This window comes from Cupriavidus sp. BIS7 (assembly GCF_000292345.1).
Taxonomy (GTDB): Bacteria; Pseudomonadota; Gammaproteobacteria; order Burkholderiales; family Burkholderiaceae; genus Cupriavidus.
In genome coordinates, this window is the sequence record NZ_ALOU01000088.1 from 1 (window position 1) to 13,710 (window position 13,710).

The following is a 13,710-nucleotide window of genomic DNA, read 5'->3' on the forward strand; positions in this document are numbered from 1 at the left end:
GTTGTAGTGCAGGTTGCCGTCGCCAAGATGGCCGAACGTGACCATGCGCGCGCCGGGGAACGCGTCCTGCAGCAGCGCATCGGTGGTTTCGATAAAGTCCGCCACGCGCGAGACCGGCACGGCGATATCGTGCTTGATGTTCTTGCCTTCCTCCACCTGCGCCAGCGGGATATGCTCGCGCAGGTTCCAGAAATCGCGCGACTGCTGGACCGATTCGGCCACCACGGCATCGATGACCACGCCCGCGTCGAACGCCGCTTCCATCATCGTCTCGAAGATCGCACGTGCGTGGTCCTCGCTTTCGCTGTCCGACAGTTCCAGCAGTACTAGCTGGGGATGATGCGCGCTGAACGGGTAGCGCAACTGCGGGAAGTGCTTTGTCACCAGATCCATGCACATGGCCGACATCAGCTCGAAACCGGTCAGCATGGCGCTGGCGTGGGATTGCGCAATAGCCAGCAGCGCCGTTGCGGCGCGCGGGCTCTGCACGGCCGCCAGCGCGGTCACGCGCGCACGCGGCGCGGGGAACAGTTTCATGACCGCTGCCGTGATGATGCCGAGCGTGCCTTCGGCACCGATGAACAGGTCGCGCAGGTCATAGCCAGTGTTGTCCTTGCGCAGGCCGCGCAGGCCGTCCCAGATCTCGCCCTTCACGTTCACGACTTCCAGCCCCAGGCACAGTTCGCGCGTGTTGCCGTAACGCAGCACGGCCGTGCCGCCCGCGTTGGTCGACAGATTGCCGCCAATCGTGCAACTGCCTTCGGCCGCCAGCGAAAGCGGGAACAACCGGCCGTGTGCCTGCGCAACTTCCTGCAACTGCTGCAGGATCACGCCGGCCTCCACGGTGATCGTGTTGTTGAGCGGATCAACCTGACGGACGCGATTCATGCGTTGCAGCGACAGCACCACCGTGCCGAGCGCGGCGGCATCCCCCGCACCAGGCGTGGCGCCGCCGCATAAGCCCGTATTGCCGCCCTGCGGCACCACGGCAAGCTTGTGCACATGGCACGCGCGCATCACGGCGGCCACTTCCTCGGTCGTGCCCGGGCGCAGCACGGCAAGCGCGTCGCCGGTATAGCGGCGGCGCCAGTCGGTCAGGTAGGGCGCCTTGTCGGCCGGATCGGTCAGTACGTTTTGCGGACCGATGGCTGCACGGCAAAGGTCGAGGAACGATTCGGAGTGCATGGGGGTCAGGATCTGGTTTGCGATTTGGCCTATTTGGCCGATTTGGCCGTCGACCGGGCTTGCCGCTTGTAGGGCCGCAGGTAAAGGATCGTGCTAAAGAAGAACAGCACCGTCAACGCGACTTCGCACCAGGCAAGCCACGAGGACGGGGCGCGGTCGCTGGTGGCGCGCACGATGCCTTCCGTGAAGTAGAGCAGGATCAGCATCGACGACCACTGCAGCGTGTAGCGGTTGCGCGTGAGCACGCCGCGCAGCACGGGCAGCAGCAGCAAGAACTTCAGGATCAGCCACGAACCGCCCGGACGCAACGGTGCCAGGAACCATTCCCACGCGATGCAAAGCAGCATCAGCGCTACCAGGCTGGCAAGACTGGTGCGCCAGAGCGTGGGGTTGTGCAGCGTATCCGGGGTGCTCATCGTGTCAGCTTCAATGCGGTTTCCGCCAGGCGGCGGCCCATCGCGGTGGCGAGCGACGCTTCGTGCTCGGTGACGGGGCCGTGATTGTCCACGTGGGCATGGTGGCTCGGGCCGTAGGGCGTGCCGCCGGCCGTGGTCGTCATCAGGCCCGGTTCGGAATAGGGCAGGCCAAGAATCAGCATGCCGTGGTGCAGCAGCGGCAGCATCATCGACAGCAGCGTGGTCTCCTGGCCGCCGTGCAGGCTGCCCGTCGACGTGAACACGCAGGCCGGCTTGCCCGTCAGCGCGCCAGACAGCCACTGGGCCACCGTGCCATCGAGGAAATACTTCATCGGCGCGGCCATGTTGCCGAAGCGCGTGGGGCTGCCGAGCGCCAGGCCCGCGCATTCCTCCAGGTCTCGCAGCTCCACATACGGGGCGCCTTCCGGCGGGATATCGGGCGCGGTGGCTTCGCAGACCGTGGAGACGGGCGGTACGGTGCGCAGCCGGGCCTGGGCGCCGGGAACGCTGTCAATGCCGCGGCCGATCAGTTCGGCGAGTTTGCGGGTGGCGCCGTGTCGGCTGTAATAGAGGACGAGGATGTCGGTCATGGGTAAGTAGGCGCGGCCGGCGCCAGAGCGTTGCGCGTATTATATTTGCCTGAGTTTGTCATCGCCCCATTCCTGCATTGTCCGTTGGGAGAAAAGGAGAAAGCCCCCGCATGTCCGCTGTCCGCATTGCCCGCCTGCGCAGGGAATGGAACCTGCAGAAGGTGCGCGCACTCGCCCGTTACGCGCTGCGCCGCGCCGGTGAGGACCGTCTGCCCCAGGTATCCGCCAGCCTGACCTTCACGACCGTGCTGGCCGTGGTGCCGGTGCTGACCGTCGCCTTTGCGCTGCTTGCCGCGTTTCCGGTGTTCCGCGAATTCCGCGGCCAGATCGAATCGTTCCTGTTCCAGAACCTGATCCCAGGCGGCAATATCAGCGATTCGGTTTCACGCTATATCGGCCAGTTTTCCAAGAGCGCGCGCGGGCTGACCGCATTGGGCCTGGGCGGGCTGATGGTGACGTCGGTGCTGACGATGCTGACGGTGGAGGACGCGCTCAACGCGATCTGGCGCGTCAAGCGGCGCCGGCCGTTCGCGCAGCGGGTGCTCGTGTTCTGGGCGGTGCTGACGCTTGGGCCCGTGCTGATCGGCGCGAGCCTGTCCGTCAGTTCGTACCTGATCTCGATCTCGATGGGCTACGTCGGCAACCTGCCATTCGGCGTGGGGATGCTGATCAGCGTGGTGCCGGTGCTGCTGTCCGCGCTGGCCTTCGCGTTCCTGTACATGGCCGTGCCCTATGCCTCCGTGGAGTGGCGCGATGCCATCGTCGCCGGTATCGTGGCCGCCGTGGCTTTCGAAATCGCCAAGCGCGGCTTCGGCTACTTCATCACCCATATTCCGACCTACACGGCCGTATATGGCACGTTTGCCGTGTTCCCGCTGTTCCTGCTGTGGATGTACGTGAGCTGGCTGGTGACGCTGCTCGGCGCCACCATCGCCGCCAACCTGCCTGTGGTCCGGCAAGGGCACTGGCGCCGCCGCACGTTCGCGGGCAGCGAGTTCTTCGATGCGCTGGGCATCCTCTATCTGCTTTACCGCGCGCGCGACGAGGTGCCGCGCAGCGTTGGCGAACTCGACATGGGCCGCAAGCTGCGGATGGAGGCCGACTACCTGGCCGGCCTGCTGGCCAGGCTCAAGGCGATGCATCTGGTGGGCAAGCTCCAGCAGGATCGTGGCCAGGCGCACTGGGCGCTGCTGTGCGATCCGTCGCAGGTCACGCTGCGCATGCTGCATGACCGGCTGGTGCTGAACATGGCCCGCCTGCCGCGCACGGCATTGGCGCAGCAGATGCAGGGCGTGGAGGTGCTGCGCGGCATCCTGGACAATCCGCAGCTCGATCAGACGCTGGACGCGGTGTTCCGGCAGCAGACGGCCGGGTCGGCCGCCAATGAGGAAGCAGGCCGCCAGCGCAAGGTGGTGGAGGTGGTGCCACCGGGGTGGCACGGGCAGGTTTGAAGCGGCGTTCTGCCGGATAGTCCCATTCGAGGTCATCGCCGCCATGGCCGCCACCTCCAGGGTGGGGCGGCCGGTGAGGATTTCGCTGATCTGCGATGTACCTGGGCGGTTGGTTTTCTATTCTGATGTCATCGGTACCAATTATTAGCAATCTGATTATTGGTGCCTCAGGTAATCGACTGACAACTGACTGGGTGACATCATGAAAATGCTTCGGAAAACTGCCGTGTTGACGCTGCTGGCTGCGGCATCCATCGCGGGGATGGCGGCGGAAACTGCGGATCTGAGTGTGAAGGGTGTGATCCGGCCCGCAGCCTGCCAGATCACGCTTGGCCACGATGGAACCGTCGATTACGGAACGATCTCCGCAACGACACTCAACCAATCCGCGCCCACGGTGCTGGGCGATCGCACGCTGCCATTAACCATCAGTTGCGACGCCGCTACCACATTCGGCGTGATCATTCCCGACGGCAGGCCGGGCACCGTTGCCGACGGCATGGAAACTGCCCTGAACAGTCAAAATCTGCACGGCCTTGGTGCCGTGGGCGGCAGGAGTCTTGGGGCCTTTACGCTGATGTTCTCGGCGCCGACCGTGGACGGCGCGACAGGCATCACGCTTGAGTCTCCAAACGGCACCACCTGGAGGGAGTACGACGGTGGGGTAACGCCCGGATTGCGGTACATGACCGCATGGGGAGTATCCGGCGCCACGACGCCATCGGCCATCAAGGATCTGACGACGGACATCCGTGTCAGGACCGGCGTGGCAGCCAAGGACGACCTGCCCGATCTTGCCGGTGGCGTTGCGCTCGACGGACTTGTCACGATCGAGCTGAGATATCTCTGACTTCAGATGCCTGAACGGGCGCGAGTCGAGAGTTTAAGGCTTTTGCGATTTTCGAGTTGGACCGAACTCCCGATACTTCAGGTGTTGGAACGCCAGGCAGCGGTTACGCAGACGGTTGTTCATATGACGTCCGATCCTTTCTGATCTTTTTGGGAGCAAATCATGACATTCGAAAAAAAGGCCGCGCTGGCGGCAATGCTGCTGGCAGTGGCATCGACAACTGCAGTGGCAGCGGAAACCGCGGATCTGGCCGTGACGGGCACGATCCGGCCGTCAGCGTGCAATGTTTCGCTGAGTGACAACGGTCAGGTGAATTACGGGACCATCTCCGGCGTGGGTCTGAATCAATCTGAAGCCACCCGTTTGCCGGAGCGGAATCTCACCATGACGATTTCGTGCGATGCGGCGACGCAGATTGGCATGCGGCTCAGCGACAGTCGGCCAAACACGCTTGCCACGGGACTTGGTTTGGTAAATGCTTACGGACTTGGTACCGTCAATGACACGCGAATCGGCGGCTTCCAGTTGACCCTCCAGGCTCCGACTCTGGATGGAACTCGGGGGATTAGTCTGGGGCGTGTCGGTACGACTTGGACAGCGTATGCCGCCGTTACTCCTGGACAAGGCTACGTGACGTCTTGGGGTGCCACCGGCACCACTACACCGGGAAGCTATTCCAACATTACCGTGCCGGTAAGCATCATCACTGCCATCGCCGCGAAGGACGACCTTCCCGAGTTGACCGGTGGCGTAGCACTGGATGGCTTGGCCACGTTCACCCTGGTCTATCTCTGATTCGGCGCACTCAGACCAGGCAGAAGCGGTGGGTTTTCCCACCGCTTTCCATTTCCTACACGGTGAGATTCAGAACCTGATCTTCCCGCGCAGTATGTCCGCATACATCACCCAGTCCCCCATCAGGCTGTAGAGCGGATGGCGGAACGTGGCCGGGCGGTTCTTCTCGAACCCGAAATGCCCGATCCACGCAAATGCATAGCCGGAGACCAGCGCCCCAGGCAGCCACCACGCATTGCCGGTGAGCAGCAGCGCCACCAGACATAGCAACGCCAACGTCGACCCGACGAAATGCAGGCGCCGGCAGGTCCGGTTTCTGTGCTCGTTCAGGTAGAACGGGTAGAAATCTGCAAAGCTGGCGAATTCCTTGGCGTGGAACTGGGCCATGGCTGTCTCTTACTTATTGGATTTTCCTAGCGGACGGTCTTCGCGAAATTGGCCAGCGCGTCGAGCACTTCGTCGGGCTTCTCGCCCATCATCGCGTGACCGCTTGGCACCGTGACAAGCCTCGCGTTCTTCATCTTGTCGGCCAGGGCCTGGGCCGCCTTGGGCGACGTCATCATGTCCTTCGTGCCCACCACGAACAGCGCGGGGCACGCCACTGCGGCAGCGGCTTCGTCGCCATGCGCATAGGCGTTGCACGCCGAGAAATCGTTGTGGAATACGTGCGCGTCCGGGTTGCGCGCCGAGACCCGTTCCATCAGCCGCTGGCTGCCGCCATGCATCCATGCACCCGGCCCGGGCGAGGACGGCTTGCTGGCCAGGCTCGAAATCGACCACTGGTTGACCATCGAAATGGCCTCGGCCTCGCGGTTCAGTGAGGCGTCGAGCAGGGCGTCCGAAACCTTCATCGGATACGCGGTGGCCAGCAGCCCGATGGCGCGCACGGCCTGCGGGTGCCGCGCCGCGCATTCGAGCGCAATCAGCGAACCCATGCTGTGGCCAAACACGATCGCAGGCGATTTGACGCCGGCCGCGGCGACCAGTGACATCACCCAGTCTGCCATCGCCTCGACCGATGTCAGCGGTGCGCCTTCGCTGCGGTTGTGGCCGGGCAGGTCGACGGCCAGCACCGAAAACCCATGGTTGGCGAACCAGCGCGTCTGCAGCCCCCAGACGCTGTGATCGTTCTGCGCACCGTGTACGAACACAGCGCAGGGCAGGGCGGGATCGAACGGCTTGCCGCCGGTGTACGCATAGGCCTTGTGGCCGGAGAGGTTCAGTTCCATCAGGCTTTGCCTCCCATGGCCTTTTCGGCGGCTTTCAATCCGCGCTTGAGGTCGTCGATCAGGTCGTCCGGGTCCTCGAGTCCGATCGACAGGCGGATCGTGCCTTCGCCGATGCCGGCAGCCTTCAATGCGGCGGCATCCATGCGGAAGTGCGTGGTCGAAGCAGGATGGATCACCAGCGAGCGCGCATCGCCCACGTTGGCCAGGTGCGAGAACAGCGACAGGCTTTCGATGAAGCGCTGGCCGGCGGTGCGGTCGGCCTTCAGGTTGAAACTGAACACCGCGCCGCAGCCGCGCGGCAGCAGGCGCTTGGCCAGTTCATAGTCCGGGTGCGATTCCAGTTCCGGATAGGCCACCGATTCGACCATCGGATGGCTGGCCAGGAACTGCACCACGCGCCGCGTATTGTCGACATGCCGGCTCATGCGCAGCGGTAGCGTCTCGATGCCCTGCAGCAGTTGCCAGGCGGCCATTGGATTCATGCAGGCGCCAAAGTCGCGCAGGCCCTCGCGCCGCGCACGCAGCAGGAATGGCGCAACCGTGCTTTCCTCGGTAAACACCATGTTGTGGAAGCCCTCGTACGGCTCGGACAATTCGGGGAAACGGCCCGAGGCGTCGAAATCGAACGTGCCGCCTTCCACCAGCACGCCACCGATCGTCGTGCCATGGCCGCCCAGGAACTTGGTGGCCGAGTGGTAGAGCAGGCCGGCGCCATGGTCGAACGGGCGCAGCAGGTACGGCGTGGTGAACGTGGAATCCACGAGTAGCGGAATCTTGTGCTCCTGGCCGATCTGGGCCACCGTGGCGATATCGAGCACATCGAGGCCCGGGTTGCCCAGCGTTTCGCCGAACAGCAGCTTCGTCTCGGGGCGGATGGCAGCGCGCCAGGCGTCGATATCGCGCGGATTGACGAAAGTGGTCTCGATGCCGAAGCGTCGCAGCGTGTAGTGCAGCAGGTTGTGCGAGCCGCCATACAGCGCGGTGGACGCCACGATATGCGAGCCTGCGCCCATCAGCGTGGCCACCGCCAGGTGCAGCGCGGCCTGGCCCGATGCGGTGCCGATGGCGCCGGCGCCGTTCTCCAGCGCGGCCACGCGCTCTTCGAACACGGCGACCGTGGGATTGCTGATGCGCGAGTAGACGTGCCCCGCGCGTTCCATATTGAATAGCGACGCGGCGTGCTCGCTGTCGCGGAACACAAAGGAAGTGGTCAGATGAATCGGTGTGGCGCGGGCCCCGGTGGCGGGGTCCGGCGCGGCGCCGGCGTGCAGGGCCAGCGTGTCGAAGCGGTTACCGGACATGTGGGATGGGGCTCGGTGAGCCGAGCCGCTGGTGGTTGTCTCCGATCGGCATCGTAGCACCATACGCCACTTGCGCCACCCGGAAATCCGCAGCCGGACGGGCGCTGGAAGCCGCGTTCGCTTTACTTGAGGCGGCGGTTTGGGCTAGCATCGGCCATCGGGCACGGCCCCAAGACAAAACAAGCCCGATTACCGGGCATGAGCGACAGAGCAGCGGAGACACCACCATGAAAGTCAGCGATATCCTGCAGATCAAGGGCAACACGCTCTTTACCGTCACGCCGGATACGCCACTGCTGCAGGCCATCCACGCGATGGCCGAGCACGATATCGGATCGCTGGTGGTCATGGAGTACGGCGACCTCGTCGGCATGCTGACCTTCCGCGAGATCATCGAAACGCTGGCTGCCAACAATGGCACGCTGGGCACCCACAGCATCCGCAAGGTCATGGACGACGCCCCGCTGACCTGCACCCCAGAGACCGACGTCAACGAAGTGCGCCGCATGATGCTGGAGCGCCACACCCGTTACCTGCCGGTGCTGGACAACCGCACGCTGATGGGCGTGATCTCGTTCTACGACGTGGCCAAGGCCGTGGTGGAGGAACAGAGCTTCGAGAACAAGATGCTCAAGGCCTATATCCGCGACTGGCCCGAAGAGAAGGACGAAGACAAGCGGGCCGGTTAAGCACGCTCAACCATTTTCCTGTGCCGCTGCGAGTAAGATAGCGGCGCCGCCGGCTGCGCTGGATGGCGGCGAACTGATGCCCTGGCGGGTCACCGGGGTCCACGAACGTTTGCCTTTCATGAGCCAACAAAGCCAGTTCCGCCTGCTTGGCGTGCGCCGTTTCGCCCCGTTCTTCTGGACGCAGTTCCTTGGGGCGATGAACGACAACGTCTTCAAGGTCGCCTTTACCTCGCTGGTCACCTACCATGCCACGCTGTTCGAGGGCGTAGATCCCCATAGCGCGGCGTTCCTGATTTCGGCGATCTTCATCGCGCCGTTCGTGCTGTTTTCCGCCACGAGCGGCCAGATTGCCGACAAGATCGAAAAATCGAAGCTGATCCGGCTGGTCAAGTCGCTCGAAATCGTGATCATGCTGATCGGGCTGGGCGGCTTTGTCTGGCACAGCGCCACGCTGCTTTACCTGGGCACGTTCCTGATGGGGCTGCATTCCACGCTGTTCGGCCCGGTCAAGTTCGCGTACCTGCCGCAGCACCTGGACCAGACCGAACTGGTGGGCGGCAATGGCCTGGTGGAGATGGGCACGTTCGTGGCGATCCTGCTGGGCACGTTGCTGGGCGGCGAAATGGCCGGTTATGTGGGCGGCGATGGCACGTTGGTCGGGCCGCTCTACGTCGGTATCGCCTGCGTGGCGCTTGCCGTGGCCGGACGGGTGGTGTCGCAGCGCGTGCCGATTTCGCCCGCGCCGCAGCCCGACCTGCGCATCAACTGGAATCCGTTTACCGAAACATGGCGCAACCTTGTGCTCGCGCGCGAGCGCCGCGTGGTGTTCCTGAGCCTGCTCGGCATCTCGTGGCTGTGGTTCCTGGGCGCCACGTTCCTGACCTCTTTCTTCAGCTTCGCCAAGGATGTGCTCGGCGGCGACCAGAACGTGGTTACTCTGCTGCTGGCCGTATTCTCGGTCGGCATCGGCACCGGGTCCCTGCTGTGCGAGCGGCTGTCCGGCCGCCATGTGGAAATCGGCCTCGTGCCGTTCGGCTCGATCGGCATGACCGTGTTTGCGGTCGACCTGTACCTGGCCACGCACGGCCACACCACCGGCGCCACGCTGAGCGGCGTCCCCGGCTTTATCGAGCAATCGGGCCACTGGCGTGTGCTGATCGACCTGTTCTGCGTGGCGATGTTCGGTGGCTTCTACAGCGTGCCGCTCTATGCACTGATCCAGAGCCGCTCGGCGCCCACCCACCGCGCGCGCATCATCGCCGCCAACAACATCCTGAACAGCTTCTTCATGATCGGCGCCTCGCTGCTGGGCGTGTTCATGACCCAGGCCGGCTACACGATCCCGCAACTGTTCCTGGTGGTGGGGCTGCTCAATGCCGTGGTGGCGATCTATATCTACACGCTGGTGCCCGAGTTCCTGCTGCGCTTCATCGCCTGGCTGCTGGTGCACACGATCTACCGCCTGCGCCGCATCAATGCCGAGCGTATTCCGGAGGAGGGCGCCGCAGTGCTGGTCTGCAACCACGTGAGCTTTGCAGATGCGGTGGTGCTGATGGCGGCCAGCCCGCGGCCGGTGCGTTTCGTGATGGATCACAACATCTTCAAGGTGCCGCTGCTGTCGTGGTTCTTCCGTCAGGCCAAGGCAATCCCGATTGCGCCGCTGCGCGAGGACCCGAAGATGCTCGAGCGCGCCTACGACACGGTGGCGGCAGCGCTGGCCGATGGCGATCTCGTCTGCATCTTCCCCGAGGGCAAGATCACGGCGACGGGTGACATCAACCCGTTCAAGAGTGGCGTGCAGCAGATCATCCAGCGCACGCCGGTGCCGGTGGTGCCGATGGCACTGCGCGGACTCTGGGGCAGCTTCTTTTCGCGCAAGGGCGCACCGGCGATGACCCGGCCGTTCCGGCGCGGCATCCTGAGCAAGCTCGAACTGGTGGTGGGCGAACCGGTGTCACCGGAAGCGGCCACGCCGGAGGGGCTTCAACAAATGGTGCTCGCGCTGCGCGGCGACTGGAAATAGCCATGATCACGCTCTACACGTTCGGCCCCGCGTTTGGCCTGCCCGATGCCAGCCCGTTCGTCATGAAGGCCGAGTTGCTGCTCAAGATGGCCGGCCTGCCGTATCAGGCCAGGCGCGGCAGCCTGCGGCGCGCACCCAAGGGCAAGCTGCCGTATCTGGACGACATGGGCCGTATCGTGGCCGACTCGACGCTAATCCGCTGGCATATCGAGAAGACCTACCACGTCGATTTCGACGAAGGCCTGGGCCCGGCCGAGCGCGGCACCGCGTGGGCCGTGGAAAAGCTGCTGGAAGACAACCTGTACTGGGCCGTGGCGCGCGTGCGCTGGACCGGGCGCGACAACTTCGAGCGCGGGCCCGCGCAGTTCTTCAACGTCGTGCCGGCGCCGCTGCGTGGGGCGGTCAAGGCGCTGGTGCGCCGCAAGGTGCGGCAGTCGCTGTGGGCCCAGGGGCTGGGCCGTCACAGCGAGGAAGACATGACGGCCATTGCGATCCAGGGGATCAGGTCGATCTGCGACATCCTCGGCGACAAGCCCTACCTGTTGGGCGATCGCCCGTGCGGCGCGGACGCCACGCTGTTTGCGTTTGCCGCCAGCCTGTTGTCGCCGGTCTTCGAGACCCCAATCCGCGCGGCGGCCGAGTCGCATCCGAACCTGATGGCCTATCTGGCGCGCATGCGGGCCCGTTATTACCCGGATTTTGTCGGCAGCGGCGTGTTCGCCCCGGCTTCGCCGGCAGCGGCAGGGCGGTCGGAGGCCGCTTTCAGCCCGCAATAGCCGTACAATGTAGGCCGTCCCCAATTCCTGTGCGGTTTCGATCATGTCTGGCAATACTCTCGGCCTGCTTTTCACAGTCACCACGTTCGGCGAATCGCATGGCCCCGCCATTGGCGCGGTAGTGGATGGCTGCCCGCCGGGAATGTCGCTGACGGAAGCCGATATCCAGATCGACCTGGACCGCCGCAAGCCCGGCACGTCGCGCCATGTGACGCAGCGCCAGGAAGCCGACCAGGTGGAAATCCTGTCTGGCGTGTTCGAAGGCAAGACCACGGGCACACCGATTTGCCTGCTGATCCGCAACACCGACCAGCGCAGCAAGGACTACGGCAATATCGTCGAGACATTCCGCCCGGGCCATGCCGACTACACCTATTGGCACAAGTACGGCATCCGCGACCATCGCGGCGGCGGCCGCTCGTCCGCACGCCTGACCGCTCCGGTGGTGGCCGCAGCGGCCGTGGCGAAGAAGTGGCTGCGCGAGCAGTACGGCACGGAAATCCATGGCTACATGTCGCAGTTGGGCGAGATCGAAGTGCCGTTTATCGACTGGAAGCATGTGCCGGAGAACCCGTTCTTCGCGCCGAATGCCGACATCGTGCCCGAGCTGGAGACCTATATGGATGCGCTGCGCAAGGACGGCGACTCCGTCGGCGCGCGTATCGAAGTGGTGGCCAGCAATGTGCCGGTGGGCCTGGGCGAACCGCTGTTCGACAAGCTCGACGCCGATATCGCCCACGCGATGATGGGCATCAACGCGGTCAAGGGTGTGGAAATTGGCGCCGGGTTTGACAGCGTGGCCCAGCGCGGCACCGTGCATGGCGACGAACTTACGCCGGAAGGTTTCCGCACGAACAATTCCGGCGGCGTGCTCGGCGGCATCTCGACGGGGCAGGACGTTACCGTTTCGCTGGCGATCAAGCCGACTTCGAGCATTCGCACCGCACGCGAGTCGATCGACAAGGCAGGCAACACGGCCAGCGTCGAGACCTTTGGCCGCCATGATCCGTGCGTGGGCATCCGTGCCACGCCGATTGCGGAAGCGATGCTGGCGCTGGTGCTGATGGATCACGCGCTGCGTCATCGCGCACAATGCGGCGACGTGCGCGTCGAGACACCGCGCATCGCGGCGCAGGCCAAATCCTGAGTACCACCACATTCCGGCCCGGGTCGATCGACCGGGCCACCTATCTCCGCTTCGGACTTTTCTACCTCGGCTATTACGGTTACGTCGGCGTGATTTCGCCGTACGTGAGCCTGTTCTTCGCCGATCGCGGCTTTTCGCCGGTACAGATCGGCGTGCTGATGGCGAGCTTCCAGTTGAGCCGTATCGTCGGCCCCTACCTCTGGGGCTGGCTGTCGGACGTCACGCATACGCGCGTGAAGCTGCTGAGGCTGGCCGCCATCACCGCGTTGCTGGCCTTCCTGGCCGTGCCCGGCATCCACAGCTACGGCGGCATGATGGCGATGATGGTCGGGCTCAACCTGATTACCAGCGCGATGTCACCGCTTGGTGACGCGTTGACGATCTCGACGCTGCGCCGCCACGGGGCCTTCGATCATCGCTATGGCCGCGTGCGGATGTTCGGGTCGGTCGGCTTTATCGTCGCGGTGCTGATGGGTGGCGCGCTGTTCGAACGCTTTGGCATGCCGGCGTTTCCGTGGCTGGCCAGCGCCATGCTGGCGCTGTTCTCACTGGTGGTGTTTGGCATGCGCGACGCGCCCGACGAGGGGCCGCGCGTGGCACCGCCGCCCGCGTTGCCGCTCCTGCGGCGCCCCGACGTGGCCTGGTTCCTGGCCTCGGCCTTCCTGATGATGTTCGCCCACGCGGCGCTCTACGTGTTCTATTCGCTGTACCTGGAGCAACTCGGATACAGCAAGTTCGCGATCGGCGTGATGTGGACCATCGGCGTGGTGGCGGAGATCGTGTTCTTCTTCTTCCAGGGCAGGCTGTTTGGCGCGCTGGCGCTGCGCACAATCCTGGCCGGTACGTTCGTGCTGGCCGCGCTGCGTTTTGGCCTGACCGGCTATTTCGCGAAGTACGTGTGGCTGATGGCGCTGGTGCAGGTGCTGCACGCCGCCACGTTCGGCGCGCACCACAGCGCCAGCCTCAAGCGCCTGCAACGCTGGTTTGCCGGCCCGCTGCAGGGCAGGGGGCAGGCACTGTACACCGGGATTTCCTACGGCGTAGGCGGCACGCTCGGCGGCCTGGCGATGGGCTGGACGTGGAAGACGCTCGCGCCGATGCACACGTTCGGGCTGGCCGCACTGGCCGCGCTGATTGGCGCTGTCTGCGCGGTAATGAGTTTTCGGCGGGAAGCTGACGTGGCTTGATGGCGTTGGCGTTTTGCCAGCGCCGGTGGCTATGCGCTCCCCTCGCCCACAAAGTGGGAGAGGGGTGGGGG

At 64.5% G+C, this 13,710-nt stretch carries 14 protein-coding genes; 8 read left to right on the top strand and 6 right to left on the bottom strand.

Features of this window, described 5'->3' with window-relative positions:
- From B552_RS0124825 to wrbA, 3 genes are all read right to left on the bottom strand, one after another.
- A partial coding sequence (locus tag B552_RS0124825) for an FAD-binding oxidoreductase (RefSeq protein WP_019451764.1) occupies positions 1-1,185 on the bottom strand: 1,185 nt, incomplete at its 3' end.
- Between the two features lie 29 nt (positions 1,186-1,214).
- Entirely contained in the window at positions 1,215-1,601 is a 387-nt protein-coding gene (locus B552_RS0124830) for a DUF2069 domain-containing protein (RefSeq protein WP_019451765.1), read from the bottom strand.
- A complete protein-coding gene (wrbA, locus tag B552_RS0124835) occupies positions 1,598-2,191 on the bottom strand; it encodes an NAD(P)H:quinone oxidoreductase (protein ID WP_019451766.1) in 594 nt (197 codons plus the stop codon). The genes B552_RS0124830 and wrbA overlap by 4 nt, the downstream gene beginning before the upstream one ends.
- Positions 2,192-2,301: 110 nt before the next feature.
- On the opposite strand from wrbA, the gene B552_RS0124840 reads away from it, so the two are divergent.
- The 3 genes from B552_RS0124840 (at position 2,302) to B552_RS0124850 (ending at position 5,287) form a co-directional block, all read left to right on the top strand.
- A complete protein-coding gene (locus B552_RS0124840; protein ID WP_019451767.1) occupies positions 2,302-3,642 on the top strand; it encodes a YihY family inner membrane protein in 1,341 nt (446 codons plus the stop codon).
- A 202-nt stretch (positions 3,643-3,844) separates the two neighbouring features.
- Positions 3,845-4,492, top strand: coding sequence for a DUF1120 domain-containing protein (locus B552_RS0124845; protein WP_083860354.1), 648 nt, complete (start codon positions 3,845-3,847; stop codon positions 4,490-4,492).
- Between the two features lie 162 nt (positions 4,493-4,654).
- The gene (locus B552_RS0124850) at positions 4,655-5,287 is read left to right on the top strand and encodes a DUF1120 domain-containing protein (RefSeq protein ID WP_019451769.1); all 633 of its coding nucleotides are present in this window, start codon (positions 4,655-4,657) and stop codon (positions 5,285-5,287) included.
- 69 nt (positions 5,288-5,356) lie between these two features.
- Here B552_RS0124850 and B552_RS0124855 read toward each other — a convergent pair whose 3' ends face one another.
- Genes B552_RS0124855 through B552_RS0124865 form a run of 3 tightly spaced genes read right to left on the bottom strand, consistent with a single transcriptional unit; the run spans position 5,357 to position 7,817 of the window.
- Positions 5,357-5,674 (bottom strand): DUF962 domain-containing protein, encoded by a 318-nt coding sequence (locus B552_RS0124855; RefSeq protein WP_019451770.1) that lies wholly within the window; start codon positions 5,672-5,674, stop codon positions 5,357-5,359.
- Between the two features lie 26 nt (positions 5,675-5,700).
- Positions 5,701-6,516, bottom strand: a complete 816-nt coding sequence (locus B552_RS0124860; protein ID WP_019451771.1) for an alpha/beta hydrolase — start codon at positions 6,514-6,516, stop codon at positions 5,701-5,703.
- Positions 6,516-7,817 (bottom strand): O-acetylhomoserine aminocarboxypropyltransferase, encoded by a 1,302-nt coding sequence (locus B552_RS0124865; RefSeq protein WP_019451772.1) that lies wholly within the window; start codon positions 7,815-7,817, stop codon positions 6,516-6,518. The genes B552_RS0124860 and B552_RS0124865 overlap by 1 nt, the downstream gene beginning before the upstream one ends.
- A 227-nt stretch (positions 7,818-8,044) precedes the next feature.
- Between B552_RS0124865 and B552_RS0124870 the strand changes: the two genes are divergently transcribed.
- The 5 genes from B552_RS0124870 (at position 8,045) to B552_RS0124890 (ending at position 13,639) form a co-directional block, all read left to right on the top strand.
- Positions 8,045-8,506 (top strand): CBS domain-containing protein, encoded by a 462-nt coding sequence (locus B552_RS0124870; RefSeq protein ID WP_019451773.1) that lies wholly within the window; start codon positions 8,045-8,047, stop codon positions 8,504-8,506.
- Positions 8,507-8,624: 118 nt separating this feature from the next.
- Entirely contained in the window at positions 8,625-10,529 is a 1,905-nt protein-coding gene (locus B552_RS0124875) for an MFS transporter (RefSeq protein WP_026036029.1), read from the top strand.
- Between the two features lie 2 nt (positions 10,530-10,531).
- Positions 10,532-11,305, top strand: a complete 774-nt coding sequence (locus B552_RS0124880; RefSeq protein ID WP_019451775.1) for a glutathione S-transferase family protein — start codon at positions 10,532-10,534, stop codon at positions 11,303-11,305.
- A gap of 43 nt (positions 11,306-11,348) precedes the next feature.
- Positions 11,349-12,452 carry a chorismate synthase gene (aroC, locus tag B552_RS0124885; RefSeq protein ID WP_019451776.1) on the top strand — a complete coding sequence of 368 codons (1,104 nt, stop codon included), beginning with the start codon at positions 11,349-11,351 and terminating at the stop codon, positions 12,450-12,452.
- Between the two features lie 89 nt (positions 12,453-12,541).
- Positions 12,542-13,639, top strand: coding sequence for an MFS transporter (locus B552_RS0124890; RefSeq protein ID WP_035880311.1), 1,098 nt, complete (start codon positions 12,542-12,544; stop codon positions 13,637-13,639).
- The last annotated feature ends 71 nt before the right edge of the window (positions 13,640-13,710 follow it).

Bases quoted from the DNA above. Each gene is read 5' to 3' on its own strand.
- B552_RS0124845 (WP_083860354.1), top strand. From the start codon at position 3,845: ATGAAAATGCTTCGGAAAACTGCCGTGTTGACGCTGCTGGCTGCGGCA.
- B552_RS0124870 (WP_019451773.1), top strand. From the start codon at position 8,045: ATGAAAGTCAGCGATATCCTGCAGATCAAGGGCAACACGCTCTTTACC.
- aroC (WP_019451776.1), top strand. From the start codon at position 11,349: ATGTCTGGCAATACTCTCGGCCTGCTTTTCACAGTCACCACGTTCGGC.
- B552_RS0124855 (WP_019451770.1), bottom strand. From the start codon at position 5,674: ATGGCCCAGTTCCACGCCAAGGAATTCGCCAGCTTTGCAGATTTCTAC.
- B552_RS0124860 (WP_019451771.1), bottom strand. From the start codon at position 6,516: ATGGAACTGAACCTCTCCGGCCACAAGGCCTATGCGTACACCGGCGGC.
- B552_RS0124880 (WP_019451775.1), top strand. From the start codon at position 10,532: ATGATCACGCTCTACACGTTCGGCCCCGCGTTTGGCCTGCCCGATGCC.
- B552_RS0124840 (WP_019451767.1), top strand. From the start codon at position 2,302: ATGTCCGCTGTCCGCATTGCCCGCCTGCGCAGGGAATGGAACCTGCAG.
- B552_RS0124875 (WP_026036029.1), top strand. From the start codon at position 8,625: ATGAGCCAACAAAGCCAGTTCCGCCTGCTTGGCGTGCGCCGTTTCGCC.
- B552_RS0124865 (WP_019451772.1), bottom strand. From the start codon at position 7,817: ATGTCCGGTAACCGCTTCGACACGCTGGCCCTGCACGCCGGCGCCGCG.
- wrbA (WP_019451766.1), bottom strand. From the start codon at position 2,191: ATGACCGACATCCTCGTCCTCTATTACAGCCGACACGGCGCCACCCGC.
- B552_RS0124830 (WP_019451765.1), bottom strand. From the start codon at position 1,601: ATGAGCACCCCGGATACGCTGCACAACCCCACGCTCTGGCGCACCAGT.
- B552_RS0124850 (WP_019451769.1), top strand. From the start codon at position 4,655: ATGACATTCGAAAAAAAGGCCGCGCTGGCGGCAATGCTGCTGGCAGTG.